This is a genomic window from Marinobacter sp. CH_CUG1437-1 (assembly GCF_037029655.1).
Lineage (GTDB): Bacteria > Pseudomonadota > Gammaproteobacteria > Pseudomonadales > Oleiphilaceae > Marinobacter > Marinobacter salsuginis.
Map to the genome: position 1 here is coordinate 558388 of NZ_JAYMEW010000003.1, position 17426 is coordinate 575813.

The 17426-nt window shown below is 57.0% G+C and carries 13 protein-coding genes; 3 read left to right on the forward strand and 10 right to left on the reverse strand.

Annotated features, from left to right (window positions below; all coding sequences use genetic code 11):
* Nucleotides 1-318 precede the first annotated feature (318 nt).
* The 3 genes from WA411_RS11390 to WA411_RS11400 all read left to right on the forward strand — a co-directional run bounded on the left by WA411_RS11390 (nucleotide 319) and on the right by WA411_RS11400 (nucleotide 6497).
* On the forward strand, nucleotides 319-2184 hold the full coding sequence (locus WA411_RS11390) for a DUF1302 domain-containing protein (protein WP_291905971.1): 1866 nt from the start codon (nucleotides 319-321) through the stop codon (nucleotides 2182-2184).
* Nucleotides 2185-2218: 34 nt separating this feature from the next.
* Nucleotides 2219-3580: a DUF1329 domain-containing protein gene (locus WA411_RS11395; RefSeq protein WP_291905970.1), complete on the forward strand. Its 1362-nt coding sequence runs from the start codon at nucleotides 2219-2221 to the stop codon at nucleotides 3578-3580.
* A 214-nt stretch (nucleotides 3581-3794) separates the two neighbouring features.
* Complete coding sequence (locus tag WA411_RS11400) at nucleotides 3795-6497, forward strand: helix-turn-helix transcriptional regulator (RefSeq protein ID WP_291905969.1); 2703 nt, start codon at nucleotides 3795-3797, stop codon at nucleotides 6495-6497.
* Here WA411_RS11400 and WA411_RS11405 read toward each other — a convergent pair.
* The 10 genes from WA411_RS11405 to WA411_RS11450 form a co-directional block, all read right to left on the reverse strand.
* Nucleotides 6463-7377 (reverse strand): acyltransferase, encoded by a 915-nt coding sequence (locus tag WA411_RS11405; protein ID WP_291905968.1) that lies wholly within the window; start codon nucleotides 7375-7377, stop codon nucleotides 6463-6465. The genes WA411_RS11400 and WA411_RS11405 overlap by 35 nt on opposite strands.
* A gap of 12 nt (nucleotides 7378-7389) precedes the next feature.
* The gene (locus WA411_RS11410; RefSeq protein WP_291905967.1) at nucleotides 7390-8325 is read right to left on the reverse strand and encodes a glucosaminidase domain-containing protein; all 936 of its coding nucleotides are present in this window, start codon (nucleotides 8323-8325) and stop codon (nucleotides 7390-7392) included.
* Between the two features lie 89 nt (nucleotides 8326-8414).
* On the reverse strand, nucleotides 8415-10586 hold the full coding sequence (locus WA411_RS11415) for a hypothetical protein (protein WP_291905966.1): 2172 nt from the start codon (nucleotides 10584-10586) through the stop codon (nucleotides 8415-8417).
* A gap of 156 nt (nucleotides 10587-10742) precedes the next feature.
* Nucleotides 10743-11300, reverse strand: a complete 558-nt coding sequence (locus tag WA411_RS11420) for a YfaZ family outer membrane protein (RefSeq protein ID WP_291905965.1) — start codon at nucleotides 11298-11300, stop codon at nucleotides 10743-10745.
* A 112-nt stretch (nucleotides 11301-11412) separates the two neighbouring features.
* A complete protein-coding gene (yacG, locus tag WA411_RS11425; protein WP_008170214.1) occupies nucleotides 11413-11601 on the reverse strand; it encodes a DNA gyrase inhibitor YacG in 189 nt (62 codons plus the stop codon).
* Between the two features lie 62 nt (nucleotides 11602-11663).
* Complete coding sequence (locus tag WA411_RS11430) at nucleotides 11664-14015, reverse strand: response regulator (protein ID WP_291905964.1); 2352 nt, start codon at nucleotides 14013-14015, stop codon at nucleotides 11664-11666.
* Nucleotides 14016-14058: 43 nt separating this feature from the next.
* Nucleotides 14059-14802, reverse strand: a complete 744-nt coding sequence (tsaA, locus tag WA411_RS11435; protein ID WP_291905963.1) for a tRNA (N6-threonylcarbamoyladenosine(37)-N6)-methyltransferase TrmO — start codon at nucleotides 14800-14802, stop codon at nucleotides 14059-14061.
* Nucleotides 14802-15896: a hypothetical protein gene (locus tag WA411_RS11440; protein WP_291906652.1), complete on the reverse strand. Its 1095-nt coding sequence runs from the start codon at nucleotides 15894-15896 to the stop codon at nucleotides 14802-14804. The genes tsaA and WA411_RS11440 overlap by 1 nt, the downstream gene beginning before the upstream one ends.
* Nucleotides 15889-16488, reverse strand: a complete 600-nt coding sequence (coaE, locus tag WA411_RS11445; RefSeq protein WP_291905962.1) for a dephospho-CoA kinase — start codon at nucleotides 16486-16488, stop codon at nucleotides 15889-15891. Before coaE ends, WA411_RS11440 begins: the two co-directional genes overlap by 8 nt.
* A gap of 3 nt (nucleotides 16489-16491) precedes the next feature.
* Nucleotides 16492-17367 carry a prepilin peptidase gene (locus WA411_RS11450; protein ID WP_291905961.1) on the reverse strand — a complete coding sequence of 292 codons (876 nt, stop codon included), beginning with the start codon at nucleotides 17365-17367 and terminating at the stop codon, nucleotides 16492-16494.
* Nucleotides 17368-17426 lie beyond the last annotated feature (59 nt).

Genomic DNA, 17426 nt, shown 5'->3' on the forward strand with positions numbered 1-17426 from the left:
TCGTAGCGGTTCCCGGAAGCCCCACCCCGGCGGCAGTGCTTTCACCCGACTTGAAGACTTCAAGAAAGCCAGAAAAACCACCAAAACCAAAGTGGTTGCATCCAAATTTGTTGTCTATAGTGATTCTGTGCGAAGAAACCCGGCGGCATACGGCGTTAACAGAGGGATGAGAGCAAAATCATACTTTTGACTGATCAAAGCGCCTGATGGCGTTAGCTATAGTGCCAACATCACGAGCACTGTGCATGAAGCCTCCAATACATCGTGAACACCAATAATCAGAGCAGCGACTCAGAACAACAATGGAGTAGCCTTCCAATGACAAGAAAAACACATCAATGGCAGCGTTGGACCAAATTACCGCTGGCCGTGGCCGTTGCAGCCGGTATGTCTGGCAACGCAGCAGCTTTATCGTTTTACATGGGAGATGTGGAAGCCCAGTTCAACACCACGCTTTCTGCGGGTGCAGGTTGGCGAGTTGAGGATCGGGACAAGCGTCTGATCGCCCAGGGTAACCTTGGCCCTGAGTACACGCCGGGCGGAGCACTGGAAAACATTGGTGCGTCCACAAACAACTACGATGACGGTAACCTCAACTTCGAGAGCGGAGATACCTACTCCAAGATCGTCAAGGGTAACAGCGAACTCTACCTGAATTATTACGTCGACAATCCTTACCTCACCCGAGTGGGCGGCCTTTTGCGTGGCCGTTACTGGTACGATTTTGAACTGAAGGATGAGAGTAGGGCGGTAGACTACGTTGGCCAACAGCGTGAGCTGAACCCGGAAGCCAAGGACAATGCCTCTGGCGGTGAAATTCTCGATGCCTACGTCTTCTCTGATTGGTATTTTGGCAACGTTCCTGTGAGCCTGCGCTACGGCAAACAGGTAGTGAGCTGGGGCGAAAGCACCTTTATCCAGGGTGGTATTAACGTCATCAACCCTGTTGACGTCCCCGCGTTCCGCGCACCTGGTTCCGAGCTGAAAGACGCTCTGTTGCCCGTTGAAATGTTCTACATGTCTGCAGGTGTTACCGAGAATGTGACGGTAGAAACCTTTGTTCAGGCAGATTGGGAACCCATTCGTCCCGACGATTGCGGCACCTTCTTCTCTACCAACGATTTCGCGCCTGATGGCTGTGGCCCGGTACTTCTCGCTGGCCAGTTGCCGGACTCCCAGGCGCTTGCCCAGGGTCTGGTATCCGATCGTGTAGGCGATCGCGAGGCTGATTCCAAAGACCAGTTTGGTGTTGCTCTGCGCTGGTATGTGCCGCAGTTGAACGATTCGGAACTGGGCTTCTACTACATCAAGTACAACAGCCGTCTGCCGTACGTCAGCGGTATCGTGCGGGATCCGGCCAATGGTCAGAACCTGCCCTTGTACTTCATTGAGTACCCGGAAAATATCAACCTGTACGGCGTGAGCATCAACACCACTACCCCGGGTGGCTGGTCGTTGGGTGCAGAATACTCCTACCGTGACAAGATGCCGCTGCAGTGGAACGCCTTCGAGCTTCTGTACGGTGGCAACGAGGTTATCAACCCCGAAACTGGCGAACCAGCAAGTCAGTTGCAGGTTATCCGCGAAGCAGAAGCCGGTGGTGCGTCTCTCAACGGTGAAGCCGTAAGAGGTTGGGATGAGTATGGTGTGTCTCAGGCGCAGTTTACGCTGATCAAGTTCTTCGACCAGGTGATGGGCGCAAGCCGTCTCTCTCTCATTACCGAGTTTGGTGCAACTTACGTTCATGACCTTCCGGACTACGATACTGCCCGTTACGGCAGGTCCGGCACCTTCGGTATTGGCCAGTTGCCTGGCGGCGCCTGTGATGGCAGTGGCGCAACCGGAGCGGCTTTGAACATCAATACCAACTACTGTAACAACGAAGGCTTCACAACTGACTTCTCGTGGGGTTACCGTACGCGTCTGGTCTGGAGCTATCCGAACGCATTGGCTGGCGTGAACCTTTCGCCACAGCTGGCCTGGAGCCATGATGTGCAGGGTTACAGCCCGCAGCCGGGTGGTGCTTTCAATGAGGGTAGCAAAGCAATTGGCCTTTCTTTGGAAGCCGTATATCAGAACTCGATTACCGGTAATATCGGTTACACAAACTTTTTCGGCGGCAAGCCGTATAACGAGTTGACTGACCGCGATTTCGTGAGTGCTAGCGTTTCATACTCATTCTGAACCCGGAAAGAATTCGTTGAACGAGGGAATTTAAATGAAACTGAACAAGAAACTACTGGCCACAGGCGTACTGGCAGCAAGCATGTTTGCTGGCCAGGCCTGGGGTGCGGTTTCTGCTGAAGAAGCGGCCAAGCTGGGTAACTCGCTGACACCAATGGGTGCAGAAAAATCCGGTAATGGTGGTGCGATTCCCGCCTGGACTGGAGGCCTTACAACTCCACCGGCCGGTTACAAGAATGACGGAATTTATGTGAATCCGTTCCCGAATGAGCAGCCGAAGTTCACCATCGATCAGAGCAATGTCGAGCAGTACAAGGACAACCTATCCCCGGGTCAGGTCGCGATGATTGAGCGTTACGACGACTACTTCATGCCGGTGTACGAAACCCATCGTACCGCTGCTTACCCGCAGGAGGTAATGGAGCAGACAGTCGAGAACGCGACAGAGGTGGAGCTCATTAAAGACGGTAATGGTCTGGGCAACTATCAGTCAGCCACACCGTTCCCGATTCCCCAGAACGGTCTGGAAGCCATCTGGAACCATATTACCCGCTATCGTGGTGGTTCTGTTCAGCGTAACGTTGGCCAGGTAACCCCGACAGAAGGTGGTGACTTCTCGGTGGTGAAATTCCAGGACGAGCTGACCTGGCGTACCTACCTGGCAGACTACGAGCCAGGCATGGATCCGAACGTGCTGTTCTACTTCAAGCAGGCCATCACCGCGCCGGCACGTCTGGCGGGTAACGTTCTGCTGGTACACGAAACCATTGACCAGGTTGCAGAGCCTCGCCGTGCGTGGGTATACAACGCCGGTCAGCGCCGTGTTCGTCGTGCGCCCCAGGTAGCCTATGACGGACCGGGTACCGCAGCTGACGGTATGCGTACGTCTGACAACTTCGACATGTTCAACGGTGCTCCGGATCGTTACAACTGGGAGTTGGTAGGCAAAAAGGAAATGTACATTCCGTACAACTCCTACAAGCTGGTTGATCCGAGTCTGACGTATGACCAGATCATCAAGGCTGGCCACATCAATCAGGAATACACCCGCTACGAGCTGCATCGCGTGTGGCACGTAAGGGCAACCCTGAAGGATGGCGCCCGTCACATCTACGCCCAGCGTGACTTCTACATTGACGAAGACTCCTGGCAAGCATCGGTTATTGATCATTACGACGGTCGTGGCGAGCTGTGGCGCGTTGCCGAAGCCCACAACATGCAGTTCTATGATCAGAACGTGCCTTGGTACGCCATCGAGACTCTGTACGACCTGCTCTCTGGCCGCTACCTTGCACTGGGCCTGACCAACGAAGAAGAGAATCCGTACGAGTTCGGCGTTGAGCGTCGCTCACGGGATTACACGCCGGCCGCACTGCGCCGCGCAGGTACCCGGTAACGGATCATCTGAAGATCTGGAAAACGGCGGGCCCCAGGGCCCGCCGTTTTTTTTACACCTGAGAAAATCCTTTCACGTCAAAATTTTGCAGCCTACCCCTCAATTGGTTTAACCTTCCTATCATACTAAAGGCGTACCCGATGCCGGTCGCCACTCAAAAGTCAGTGCAAGATCCACTTTTCCGGCGGTGCGAGGCAGTTCAGGCCGGAGTTAAATGGGGCAGTGCGTGAAACCATTCAATGATGGCTGTGCAGCCAACGATGAATTTCAGTCGGCGAATAGTGGTCTACAGCGAGGTGAACTGGTCAGAGACTTGCTCAGACAGCGGGTTCAGCTTCCGCCGATTCCGTCTGATTCACTGGCCCGGCCCAGGCTTGATGGCAAGATCTCCGAAGCGCTGAGTCCCAGAAGTGTTCTCTTTGTAGAGGCGCCCTGTGGCTACGGAAAATCCCATGCCGTGGTGAATGCGCTCGGCAGTGCAGAAATGAATGCAGAACAGGTTCGGTGGGTTGCCCTTAACTCTCAGGACAATGCGCCCTCCCGTTTTCTGACCTTGCTCGCCATCGCCCTCGATCTCCCCGAAACGCCGGAGCAGGGCTTGCAGAGTGGCGCGACCTTCTCGGATATCCTGTCAATCATGCAGGTGGCGTTGGCCCGCAAGGGTTCAGATCAGCCAAGAGTGCTGGTGCTGGACAACCTCCAGAATCTCAGCAACCCCGCCGTCGTGGACCTGCTTCAGCAATTGGTTATCGATTTTCCGGCAGGCTCCTCCATCGTGCTGATTTCGCGCAAGGCATTGCCGTTTGAAACACATAGTCTCGAGCTGGAAAACCGCTTTGTCCGCATTGGGCCGGAAGCGTTGGAATTCTCTCGTTCAGAAACATTTGAGTTTTTCCGTCCGGCCACGGCAAACAGCGGACTGACCAGCGTGGCTGTCGACAACCTCTATGACATGACCGAGGGTTGGGCAACGCCATTAGCGCTTTATCGTCGAGAAGTTTTCCAGAATGTTGAAAGGAAACCGATTCAGGAAACGCCCAGTGTTGAGCGGTTTCTCAAGGAATCGGTCCTTGGCACTCTGACAACGGGCCAAATGCGCTCCATGCGCGGCATTGCCGAGCTTGAGCTGTGTTCCGATGAGCTCTTCCTGGCGCTTGAGCCCCTCCTGCCTGAAGCGGGTTTCGTTCCTTCCCAGGCCGTTGAGAGGGGGCTGCCGCTAAAGTCCATGCCGGGCCGTGGGCGCTGGTACCGCATCAATCCGTTGTTGCAGGAATGGTTGAAATCGCCGGTGATGGCCGGCTATTCCGAGCGAATGCTCCAGGCCAGTCGGTGGTTTGGTGTGCGTGACCAGTTCCCTGAAGCGCTCAAGTATGCCCTGTTGGCTGGCGATGCCGACGAGGTAATCCGCATTGCTTCCGAGGGGTCAGAAGCCCTGTTGCTGGGGCAGGATACGGCTTCACTGCTGCGCCTTCGCAAGAGTCTGCCCGCACAGCTGCTGGAACGGAGCGTGCGGCTCAGGATCGTCTATAGCTGGGTTCATGCGATTGGTGGGCAGTTCCGTCAGGCGCGAGCCCTGATTGACGGACTGGCTGAGCCTGACCTTAAAGAACAGGCTCCGCGCATTTGCGCACTCAAAGCCTTTATTCTGCGCGGAGAGGGAAGTGTTGGGCCAGCACTGGAAATGGCGGATCGGGCCCTGGCCGAGGGTGAGCTCAGCACCCAGGGTCAATTGGTTACCCAGATGGTCCGCTCCAGTGCCCTTTGTGCAGCAGGTAGATTCCAGGAAGCTCGCGAAGCGAATCGCGCTGCCTCGAGACTGGCCAGGGAAGCGGGCGATTCCGGTTCTGAAGCCCTGGCGGTTTATGCCCATGCCCGGATTGAACTTGGCAAAGGCGCACTGAAACACGCCGAGCAGTTACTGCGCACTGGCCTTGATACCGCCATGCAGGAACTGTCTCGCCCCGCCCGAATTGGCGAAACCCGGCTACAGTTGAACCTCGTACTGGTGCTCTGGCATCAGGGGCGGGAAGCCGAAGCAGACCGTTTGCTGGTGACCTGCGGCCGTCATGCCGAACAGACCCGCGATCTGGGCCTGCTGCTGGCAATGACGATCCGCGTGCTGATGTGCAAGGCCCAGGGCAGGCTTGAAGACGCTTTTGTCTGGATTGGCAGGGCCGAGAGAACCATGCATTCCTGGCAAGTCGACGAATCGCTGTTTGTGCCGGTGCTTGAAGCACTGAAGGCAAATTGTTGGCTGGCCCAGAACCAGATCGACAGTGCCGATCAGGCAGTTCGTAAGCTGGCCCCATATCGGGAAGCTGGCTGTGTGCCTGAGCTGTTCCCAATGATGCCAGGGCTTCTGGACTGCCTGCAGGTGCGGGTTGATCTCGCCCGTGGTGACCTGATCCGCGCCCGGGAGACTCTCCAGGGAATCCGTGAGCGTTATCAGGGCGCGATTCCGTGGGGCGTGGAGATCCACATGCGTCTGCTGGAGGCGGTGATTGTGCTGGATGAAAAGGGGCCCGTGGTTGCCGTTAAGATTCTGTCCAACGTTGTTACCGAGGCGGAGGCAGAACACTTCATCAGTCCGTTCAGGGAGCTGCGGAATGAGCTTCAGGAGTTGATGGCAAAGGGCTTTGGTCAGTTGCCGGACAGTGCTTTCAAAGAGGCGCTGGGTGAGCTTTTCGAGTTGCGTGCCGGCTCAGCCGGTGCTGACGCTCTGGCGGAACCGATCAGCGAGCGGGAGCAGGGTGTGCTTGAGTTGATTGCCAAAGGGCTGTCAAACCAGGAAATTGCCGACAAACTGCACATTTCCCTCCACACGGTGAAAACCCATGCCCGCCGGATCAATGCCAAACTGGAAGTGAAATCCCGGACTCAGGCTATCGTCCGGGCCCGGGAGTTGGGGCTGCTTTAAGCGCCTCGATTCGCGCATCCTTCTCGGCCCAGATCTCACTTACCCAGCGCTGGAATGCGACTCGGGTTTCCCGGTTGTTTTCGTAATCCATTCCCAGAAACTCGCCGGGTATTTCGCGCGTCCGCACATCAATAATGATCCTGCGGATCCGCCCACACAGATAATCCCAAAAGCCGGCGCGGCCGTCCGGATACACGATGGTGACATCCAGCATGGTGTGGATCATTTCGCCCATAGCGCCCAGTACAAAAGCCGTTCCGCCTGCTCTTGGTTTCAAGAGGTGCTTGTAGGGTGAATTCTGGCGATCATGTTTCTCGGGTGTAAACCGCGTGCCTTCCATAAAGTTGAAGATGGTCACCGGTGTGTAGCGAAACTTTTCGCAGGCGGCCTGGGTGGCCGCCACATCCTTGCCTTTCAGCTCCGGGCGTTTTGCTAACTGCTCCTTGGTATGGCGGTGCATAAACGGGAAATCCAGTGCCCACCAGGCAACGCCGAGCAACGGCACCCAGATCAGCTGTTTCTTCAGAAAGAACTTCAGCAGCGGGATCCGGCTGTTGAGCACGTACTGAATGGCAGGAATATCGGCCCAGCTCTGGTGGTTGCAGGTTACAAAATACCAGTGCTCCCGGCTCAGATCCGTAACGCCCCGCACATCCCAGTCGACCTTGTGTAACAGATCCATCAGCAGATTGTTGAAACCGATCCAGACCCACGCGATGGTGTTGAGTACCACCGTGCAGCCCTTGCGAACGGACGTGATCGGCAGCACGAGTTTCAGCAGGGCGAATACCAGAAGAACCGGAAACAGCACCAATGTGTTACACAGGATCAGCAGGGCCGCCAAAGTCCCCTTCAGCGGCGCGGGGAGAAAATCGAGCATGGGGTAGGGTCTCTAGCCTTCAGCCGGGTTCGTGTTCAGTGAGGATTGGCGGGGCAACAACCCGTTTGGTGCGTCCGTCGAGGCCAGCTGCTCCAGGCTGCCGGGATCGAGGTTACTGACGACGCTGCGGAAATTGTCATCATAGAACTCAAGGTTGTTGTAATGAATCATTGCCCGGATCTCTTCTATATACTCTTCGCCCCGTTCGGAATAGCCGAGCAGGCCTTCAGCCAGTTCCAGGCCGGACAGAGGCGTATCGTTTCGGCGATCCTTGAGGCGAGCGTCCCGCAACAGCTGGTACGTGGGGTGGCGGTTCAGGTTCTGGATATAGGCGCGAACCGACCGGTACGGTGAAGAGAACTTCGCCACTTCATGGCTGGCGCCTTCAGCACGCCCGAGGGGCACCAGGCCACAGCCCCTGGAAAAACACCACTGGCCGAACAGATTGTTGCCCTCGGTCGCAAAGCGTGAGGTGCCCCAGGCAGATTCGTTGGCAGCCTGGGCCAGGATCAGTGACGGAGGAATCACATCCAGACGCTTGCGCAACAGGGAAAATTGCTCCTCGCTGCCCGGCTCGGCGTCCACTCTCAGCCTCTCGGATTGCTGCGCCAGCCAGTTGTATTCCTTGCTGGTCAGGGTTTCCTTGTCGGAAAGACTGTCGAGGTAGTCGCGTTCAATCAGAATCCGGGAGTTGGCCAGGACAATCCTTGGGTACAGAAACGAAAAGAAGGCGGCTTTCTTCTCAGTTGTGTCGACGTATTGAGAGAAATCCGGGAGGTCGTCGTTGGCCCAGTGCGGCAGTGGTGGCAGGGAGGAAAGGGCAGGTTCGGAACCCGAGTTATCAGAATTGCCCCGGTCAACGCTCGCCTGTGGCGTATAGAACCCTCCCCCGATCGCAAACGCAATCAAGGGAACCATCAACATGGCCGCACGTTTACCTGCAGACATAAAACCTCTCGTAAAAGTCGATATGGCAATAATTATAACAGGTTATACGTAAGCGTCTGCCTGTTGGGTTTTGTCGGATGCTGCCGGGCTCAGGGCAATCTCGTGGCAATCAGGAGACCTATCTGTTCCTCGCTGGCCTCGGTGGTTCGGAAGCGCAGGTAAAACTGGTCCTGACTTGCTGTGTGAAAGCCATCGAGAACAAGGCTTCCGCTGGTGAACTGCACCTGCCCACCGCCGGATTGGGTGTAGGTCAGGGCGATGTCCGGCAGGCTCTCAAGGGCCGGTTTTGTCACTGTCTCGTTATCGACAGAATGGGTACTGGTAATTGCAACCGGTGACAGTGTTGCGGCACTGGAGGAGTCGATGGTCAGCAAGGCATTATCGAAATGCCGGAGCCGGTTTGTATCCGGTGTCAGGGCCAGGGCCACGCCCTGCAGCCGGAACTGGCCCGTGGCCGGTGCACTGTTGGTGGTTTGCTCGCTAGCCACCAGGAGCCCGTCACCCAGTGGGCTGTCGTCCAGGTTAAATGCCATCAGGGAGCCGTCCGGTGTGCTGGCGCCTACGCCAATATCTGGTTGTTCGAAATTTCCGGAGGCGGTGGTGATGTCCAGGTTCAATCGACCAATATCCGCATCGCCATTGCTGAGCCGCGCAGTGCGGGAACTCACGGTCCAGGAGTCTGTTCGGGAGCCGGTGGGGTCCGTGGTGACGGTGCCCGAGTTGCCGCGCTGTACCGTTGTATAGCTCTGGGATTGGCTGACCGTCCCGCCATTGATTTGCCACTGACCAATACCGGCTTCGATGGTCAATGGTGTCGTCCCATCGCTGAACCGATTTGCCAGGTAAACAACGTTGTAGTCCCGGCCGCTCAGAGTGCCAGCGTCAAAGCCCTCCTGTCGCAGCAGGTTTATCTCGAGAACAGACAGATACTGGTCTTCCAGCGTAGTGAGCCGTTGTAACTGATCGCCCTCAGCTTCCAGTTCAATTGCCTTGCCGGCACTGAAATAGCCGCTGATCACCCGGTCCGGCCCGGTGGTTTCATCCACGGGAGTGCTGGTGAAGGCATCCAGGTAGTAGGGGTTCCGGGTCCAGCCAATGATTTTGGAGCTGCCACGACCGGTAATACTCTGGTAAAGCGCCCGGCCAGCCAGTAACCGAGTGTCTTCCAGCAAGGTGGCAGCCCCGGGAGAGGAGGAGTGGGTGTTACGTTCCCAGTTCTCGGAGCCGCGCACAAAGAAATTGTTGCCATCCTGATGAATCAGGGTTTCCCGATCGTAGGGGATATCGTTAGCCAGGGACGTAACGCGAATATTGAAGGCATCGAAGCTGGTAAGTGTCAGGGCCGGGTAGACGTAGCCGGTGCCGTTATTGTCCGTCAGCACCTCTTCTTGAGCAGTACGAACACCCCATTGCCCCGATCCGCTGAGAGAGGGCTCCAGAAACGTTTGCCCCAGTTCCATGCCCAGAAATACCGCGTTATAGTCCGCCGAACTGGCGCTGATCTTGCCCGAAGAAGTTTCGTCCAGTACCGCGTAATCGGCCATGGCGCTTACGTACCGGGCAAAGTCTCCCCGATTCTCCAGGACATCCAGGGCGCCGCCCAGGCCTGTATTCGAGGGAATATCAATTTCAAAATCGTGCACCTGATCGGCCAGGGTGGACCACACATATTTGTTCAGGCACAGCTCTCCACCAGCATCGGCAACGCAATCCATTATGGTCTGGAACTCACCGGCCGTGTAGCTGCTGAGCGTGTTGCGTATCAGATACTCGGAGAAAGGGTTCACCTTCACATCCCGGTCGGCATCGGCGGCCAGGGCCCGCATGCGAGTATTGCCGTAAGTGGCATCGATAATCACATCCGGCCCGAGAGGAAGGCCGTCGGTAAACTCGATAATGGTGAAGCCTTCGCTGTCGGTGCGGGTGGAAATCGAGGGTTCATCAAGCACAGACAGGGCCTGATTGGTGTAGTAAACGCTCACCCTGTCCGGTTGTACGATTCTCAGGTTACGGCGGGTAAGCTCGCCCTCGCTGGTGACTCCATCCGGTACCTCCATGGTCACCCGGACTTCGTTGCTGGCAAGGCCACCTGCGTTGTTGGAATCGCCGGTGCTGCCGGTACTGAAGTCATCAACCGGATTCTTGTTTCCAGCGAAATCGTTGGGTTGGCTGGCCGCGCCTTCAATGGCGTCTTCGCCGCTTCCGCAGCCTGCGGTGAGCAACAGAGTTGAGGAGAGCAATAAACCGAGTGTGAAACGCATGCCTGGCTATCCGTGCAGAAAATACAGGCAAACAGTCTAACAGTCAGATTATCGGGAAAGCGTGAGGAAAAGCACGAAAGGGTTATGGCGCGGCAGTGTTGCAAAGAGAACAGAAAACGGGCCCAAGAAGCCGGGCCCGTTTCGGAGGGGCTGGAATCAGAAGAAAATCTTCATGCCCGCCATAACGCCTTCATCGAGATTGACGTCTCGTGAAGAGTTCTCAATATCGGTGTTCAGATAACGGTAGCCGGCAAAGAGCTCGGCGTTGCGGATAACGCGATAGCTGCCACGGAGCTCCAGGCTGGTCATATCGTCTGAATCGCCAAATGAAAGAATGCTCGGCGCGTAGTGCAGGCCACCGGTGAATGACAGACCGGGAACATTCGGGATGTTCACGGTAGCGAAACCGCCGAGCCCCAGCGCTCCGCCATCTGCACGGCTCTGATCCCAGAAGATACCACGCATCCCGATACCCGCGGTGGTGGGCAGGTTACCGATAGCGGTGCGGCCCTGAGCGTGGAAATCGGCATTGAAAATGTCGCGGCCACCTTCGTGATAGGTGTAACCGGCGCCAAGCTGAACATCATTGTTGGTGTTGAAGAAGTTAACCTGGCCTTTCACCGAATCGTTGGTAAGGCTGAGATCGGCATCCGCAGCAAATGCCGGCGCGGCCGCCAGTGAGAGAATCAAGAGGGAAATCCGGGACGCTTTCATATGTGTGCACCTTCGTTACGTGTTTAGCAGAATTGCCGGTATGTTAACGGGGTGTACCAGGCCACTCAACTTAAATGCCAGTAAGTCCCCGTTAACTTTCATTTTTCGGCGTTCAGTGCCGGGTGGTTTCGCCGCCCTGGTCCAGATCCTCTGGTGATGCATTTTCTGCGGGTACCCGGTATTCCTCGTTGGCCCAGGCCCCCAGGTCGATCAATTTGCAGCGCTCGGAACAGAAGGGGCGCCAGGGGTTGGTCTCGGTCCATTCCACGGACTTTTTGCAGGTTGGGCATTCAACGTTCATGGTTGCCTTCGGGATTTGGAAAGGTGTCTGGATGTCTGTGCCCGTACGTCAGGAAGAAGCTTTCAGGAGGCAGCAGACGCCTGGCAATATTGTTCCAGTACTGCCCGCAGCATTTCAACATTGACAGGCTTGGCAACGAAAGAATCCATACCGCTCCGGCGGCAGCGCTCTTCGTCTTCTTCCATGGCGCTGGCCGTTAGCGCGACCACCGGGATTCGTGGGCGGTTATGGGCGGTCTCCCACTCCCGCAGGCGGCGGGTGGCTTCGAAACCGTCCACTCGGGGCATCACGCAGTCCATGAAGACCAGGTCGAAGGGATGCCACTGCCACAGGCTGGCTGCCGCCTCGCCGTCGTTGGCGGTCATCACATCGCAGCCCAGTTTCTCAAGCAGCCTGCGGGTAAGAGTACGGTTGACCGGATTATCTTCCACCAGCAAAACCTTCATGCGACCACAGGGGAGTTCCCGGCGCCGTGCCGTGTCGGTAACTGCCTGCAGTGAGAACCGGGTCAGGAAACGCCGTTCGTCCCTGGCGGCATCAACAAACAACTGGTTGAGAATGGGAGTCAGGCAGGATTCTCGCAGAGATTTGCTCAGGAAGGCATCGGCACCGGCCTGGCGGAAATGTTCGGCGTCGCCCCGTTGCGGGTTGGACGACAGGATCAGCAGACGCATGTCTGCCCAGAGCGGATTGCTCCTGATTTGACGGCACAGCAGGTCGCTGTCCATATCCGGCACGAATCCATCCAGGATGATCGCGTCAAACGGCTGCTGGCCATCGAACGCCGTACGCAGGGACGTCAGGGCCTCGCCGGCGGACTTCACCGCCTCAATGTGGACGTCGTGCCGGGACAGCATTTCCAGGGTGATCTTGCGAGATAACTCGTAGGAATCCACCACCAGAATCCGGCGATTCTTCACCATGCGGGTATCCGGCCGAACCCGGGCGGCATTCTCCGGGGCAATGGGCAACGTGAGTTCCATCCAGAACGTTGAGCCCTCGCCGGGACGGCTTTCCAGATCCATAGAGCCGTCCATCAGCCCCACCAGTTGGCGGCAAATGGTGAGGCCCAGGCCTGCACCGGGGAGCTGGCGCTGGAACTGCTGGCCTAGTTGCACGTAGGGCTCATAAACCAGGGGAACGTCTTCCGGGTTGATGCCCACACCAGTGTCTTCCACCGCAATGCGAATGCGCGCCCTGTCGTCCCGGCGCCCCAGCACCTCGATACTGATCAGTACATGGCCGGAATCGGTGAACTTGATGGCGTTGGAGGTGAGGTTCAGCAGGATCTGGCGAATTCGCACCGGGTCGCCTTTCAGGGCCCAGGGCAGGTTCTCGTCGATCCGAAGTTCCAGTGCCAGACCCTTCTCCCGGGCCCGGGAGCCCAGCATGTGCACCAGATCATTGAGGGTTTCCCTCAGATCAAAAGGAATGTCGTCCAGTACCAGCTTGCCGGCTTCCATGCTGGAGATATCCAGCAAGTCATTGATAATGGCCGAAAGGCTCTCGGAGGCACTCAAGAGTGTTTGAACGTATTCCCGCTGCTCCTGATCCAGGGGCGTGTCGGTCAACAGGTTGGCGTAGCCCAGCACGGATTGCAGCGGAATCCGCAGTTCGTGGCTGACATTGGCCAGGAACTGGTTCTTGGCGTGGTTGGCGCGTACGGCCTCGTCACGCTCCCCCTGGGATTGGATCGTGGTCTGCCGCAGGGAGCGGGTGTCCTCGAGAATTTGCAGGCGCATCTTGTTCAGGGCCTGCTCCAGTTCCGAGAGCTCGTCTGGCGTTTTCCGGGTTTTACGTTTGAGTTTCAGCGGGTCCACCAGCGCGTCCAGATTCAGCCGGGCTGCGTAATCGGCCATGGCTTCCAGGTGCCGGGACAGCGTTAGACGAACGATCACCAGCAGGCCCAGGGTTCCCAGCATCACCACGATTGATTGGAACAGCAGATTCAACAGGGCACGGTTGCGCAGATCCGTGTATATCTGGTCGATGGAGGAGGTAACCGTCAGTGTGCCCACATTTTCCGGGCTGCGGGTGCTGGAACGATCGAACACCAGGGGGAACGTCTGGGAGAGCACCCGGCCTTCGGGGTAGGTGCCAGTAGTGAAGGTTTCGCCGGTGCTGGTCACCACTCGGCCATACTGGACCGCGGGCACCGCCTTCATATCATCCAGGGCGTTGGCCACCTCACTGAAATTCATCAGCCAGATGTTGTTGCTCATGCTCCCGGAAACCAGCTCGGCTGCCCGAGTCTGGTCGTTCAGAAGGTCATTCTTCCGGCGCTCGAATTCACCAATCAGCTGAACGCCGGTGGCCACCAGAGAGAGAAACACGCTGAACAGTAATACGTAGGCGAGCAACCTTGCCGCCAATGGCCGTATTCCCAATCGTTTGAACAAACGTGTTGAAGGCAAGGCACATATTCCCTGTGTCGACTACAAAATCACCAAAAGCAGTTTAACAGACCGTCAGCACTTCGACACGTTTTCGTGAATGATCATTCACGAATCGGAATCGCACGTTCAAGTCGTACAGATGCGCGCCGTAGATGCGTTCTTCTTCCCGCCCTCTGCGAAAAGAGGGCCTGGGATCGTAAGCGACCACATCCTCTATAAGGGGGCGGAGTTCCGGATAGTCTTCCGGTGAAAGTTGACGGATCTGCGCTTCCGCTTTCGGCAGAAAAACTACCTCCAGCCGTTCCGTGGGCGGAGAATCTGCCCAGCCAAGGGTGGCTTCGGGCACGGAATCGGCGAAGGGCAGGTAGGGCTTGATGTCGAGAATTGGTGTTCCTTCGATCAGGTCATGATCGCTGATGCGCAGGATAAGCTCGCCGTCCTTACGAATCAGCCCTTCATTGCGGACCACGGACAAACCGAGACTGTTGGGGCGAAACGGTGAGCGACTGGCAAATACACCCATCTTGCGGTTACCGCCTAGCCGGGGAGGGCGCACCACGGGCCGCCATTCTGCCCGCACCGCCTCGTGAAACTGGAAGGTCAGCCACAGGTGGCTGGCTGTCTCCAGCCCCCGAAACGCATCTTCCCGGTCGAACGGTGACTGTATGGCCAAGTCGGCCCGGGCATGGCGGGTCAGCCCGGGCTGGCGTGGCACCCCGAACTTGTCCCGGAAGCAGGAGCGGGTAATAGCAATTGGCGTGAGGGTAAGGGCCTCGGCCGCCGGCTTTGAGAGGTGTCTTGGCATTACAAACGATCATCCTCGATAGTACCGGAGAAAAACATCTCTACCCGGAACACCACAGACGCCCGGTCTTTAAAGCTGTCTTCTCGGGGGAATTCCAGCGCAGGAATCAGCTCCGCGTAAAGCCAGTTGCTGTGGAGCCGATAGCGAAATGTGATATCGGTGAATGCAGAAGTTGTGCGCCAGGAGGGTTTGCTTTCCCCCAGCAGCCCCAGCCTCGGTGTTACGATCAACCGGTTATTCATGCGCTTGCGCATGCTGAAGATCTGGCCCGCGACAAATTCCTTGTCGTTGTGCACCCATTCCAGTTCCGAAGACGAGCGGAAATACCAGTCATTCCCAACCGGGCGACCAACGCCAGCCCAGGTTCGCTCGCCCCAGCCGTCCTGATGGAAATAATAGAACCGTTGCTGGGCGTTCAGAACCCACTTGTCGTCAAGCCGCCAGCGCTTTTCAGCCGTTGCCCGCCAGAAGGCATCCGGAGGAAGCCGCAGGCGCACACCCACGTCATTCGAGAAATTGATGGCATCGCCAATTTGTGTCAGATAGCGCAGTGCCCCGGTGGCTTCTGTATCGGAGCGATCGGGCTCCGTAAGCTGACGGTCCCGCTGACGCTCGCCGAGCGGAATCAGGTCCTCGCTTTCGCTCTCTATAACGAGGCGCAGCTTTCGTTCGGTAGTGGGAATATCCAGCCGAAATCGCGCCTCCGGCTCAAACTGGGCCGGGTCGCCATATTCGGATTCCGTTGCAAAGCCAACCCGCAGATAGCTCTCATTATTGGGCAGGCCCTGGGCGCTTCCGGATAGGGTCCGGTCTGCCCACTGGCCAACAGACTGGATCTTTTGCCCGTGACGGCGCTCCTGGCGCAACACCCAGTTGCTGAACTTCAGCCAGTAGGAATCCCGTGGTTCGGCCCAGTATTCGTCCGGTTCAAAGGTGTAGAAGCCGATAGGTAGCTGAGCCGGGGACAGGATCTCCGCCACAGAACGCTCCCGGACCTCGAAGACCGGCTCAATGCTGTGGCCCGGAGAAGAGAATGTCAGAGACAGTGCCGCGGCAAGACCTGCAAAACGAGAGCGTAAAAACCAGTCAGCCAAAATCCACCAGCAACCTTTCATGCAGCTCCCGCACCTGACGCGTTACATCCTCCAGAGGGCGGTCATTATCAATCACCTCATCTGCTCGCGCCAGCTTGTCCTCACGGGGCATCTGAGCCGCAATAATCCGCTCAACCTGCTCCCGGGAATTGGTGTCCCGGGCCATGGTGCGTTCGAGTTGGACGTCCTTGGGCACGTCGATCACGATAATGCGGTCAACCAGCTCGTGCTGGTCGGTTTCGAGAAGGAGAGGGGAAACAAGAAGCACATAGGGAAGTTGATAGTTCTGCGGGTTCAACTGGTGGATCAACTCTTCACGAATGATTGGGTGTAACAGGGACTCCAGCCAATCCCGCTCTTCCGGCTCCTGAAACACTATTCCGCGAAGCTGCGCCCGATCCAGAGTACCCTCGGAAGTGAGAATCTTCTCCCCAAAATGCTCCGCAATCCGTGCAAGCGCCGGCGTTCCCGGCTCTACCACTTCCCGGGCAACATCATCGGCATCCACCCAATGCACGCCAAGCTTGCCGAAAAGGCGAGCGACAGTGGATTTTCCGGAACCAATGCCACCGGTCAGGCCTACAGTGTTCATCGATCAGACTCCCAGAAATCCGTACCAGAACGCCTGAATTTCACTCCCGAACCACAAACAGATCAGCCCCGCCGTCGCCAGATAAGGCCCAAACGGTATCGGCACCTCCCGCCCATGCTTTTTGAAAACCATAAGGCTGATACCCACTACTGCCCCAACGACAGAGGAAAGCAGAATCACTGCCGGCAACAACTGCCAGCCCAGCCAGGCGCCGAGTGCGGCAAGTAGTTTGAAATCACCATGCCCCATGCCTTCCTTGCCAGTGACCAGCTTGAACAGCCAGTAAACAGACCAGAGCGAGAGATAACCGGCCACTGCCCCCCAGAAGGCACTGGTAAAATCTGTCAGCACTCCAAAATAATTCAGTACCAGACCCAGCCACATCAAAGGCAGGGTAATGCTGTCGGGTAGTAACTGTGTGTCGAAGTCGATAACCGTCAACGCTATAAGAGACCAGACTAGCAAAAGGGCCCAAAGCGCTGATTCGTTCGGCCCGATGACCGCAACGGTCACCACCGAGGAAATCGCGGTAACGGCCTCGATTATGGGGTAGCGGGGGGATATGGGGGCCTTGCAGGAGGCACATTTACCCCTAAGGATCAGCCAACTGACTACCGGTATATTCTCCCAGGGCCGAATCCCGTGTCCGCAGGAGGGGCAGGTGGAAGCCGGTTTGGAGAGCGTAATTCGCTCTTCCTGTTTGCGCTGCTTGTCCGGCAGTTCCAGAAACTCCTCGCACTGGCAGCGCCAGTCCTGATGCATCATTTTCGGCAGCCTCAGAATGACAACATTCAGAAAGCTGCCAATGCAGAGGGAAACGAGGGTGACGGTAAGAAAGAGAAGCCAGGGCGTTCCGAGAAAAGCGTCCAGAGTAATCATCAATTATCCGAGAATCAGGCGGGGTAACTCGGGGTCAGAAGATTCTTTTCTTCTGACCC

Bases quoted from the DNA above. Each gene is read 5' to 3' on its own strand.
- coaE (WP_291905962.1), bottom strand. From the start codon at position 16,488: ATGAACACTGTAGGCCTGACCGGTGGCATTGGTTCCGGAAAATCCACT.
- WA411_RS11400 (WP_291905969.1), top strand. From the start codon at position 3,795: ATGGGGCAGTGCGTGAAACCATTCAATGATGGCTGTGCAGCCAACGAT.
- WA411_RS11420 (WP_291905965.1), bottom strand. From the start codon at position 11,300: ATGAAAGCGTCCCGGATTTCCCTCTTGATTCTCTCACTGGCGGCCGCG.
- WA411_RS11390 (WP_291905971.1), top strand. From the start codon at position 319: ATGACAAGAAAAACACATCAATGGCAGCGTTGGACCAAATTACCGCTG.
- tsaA (WP_291905963.1), bottom strand. From the start codon at position 14,802: ATGCCAAGACACCTCTCAAAGCCGGCGGCCGAGGCCCTTACCCTCACG.
- WA411_RS11405 (WP_291905968.1), bottom strand. From the start codon at position 7,377: ATGCTCGATTTTCTCCCCGCGCCGCTGAAGGGGACTTTGGCGGCCCTG.
- yacG (WP_008170214.1), bottom strand. From the start codon at position 11,601: ATGAACGTTGAATGCCCAACCTGCAAAAAGTCCGTGGAATGGACCGAG.
- WA411_RS11450 (WP_291905961.1), bottom strand. From the start codon at position 17,367: ATGATTACTCTGGACGCTTTTCTCGGAACGCCCTGGCTTCTCTTTCTT.
- WA411_RS11410 (WP_291905967.1), bottom strand. From the start codon at position 8,325: ATGTCTGCAGGTAAACGTGCGGCCATGTTGATGGTTCCCTTGATTGCG.
- WA411_RS11415 (WP_291905966.1), bottom strand. From the start codon at position 10,586: ATGCGTTTCACACTCGGTTTATTGCTCTCCTCAACTCTGTTGCTCACC.
- WA411_RS11395 (WP_291905970.1), top strand. From the start codon at position 2,219: ATGAAACTGAACAAGAAACTACTGGCCACAGGCGTACTGGCAGCAAGC.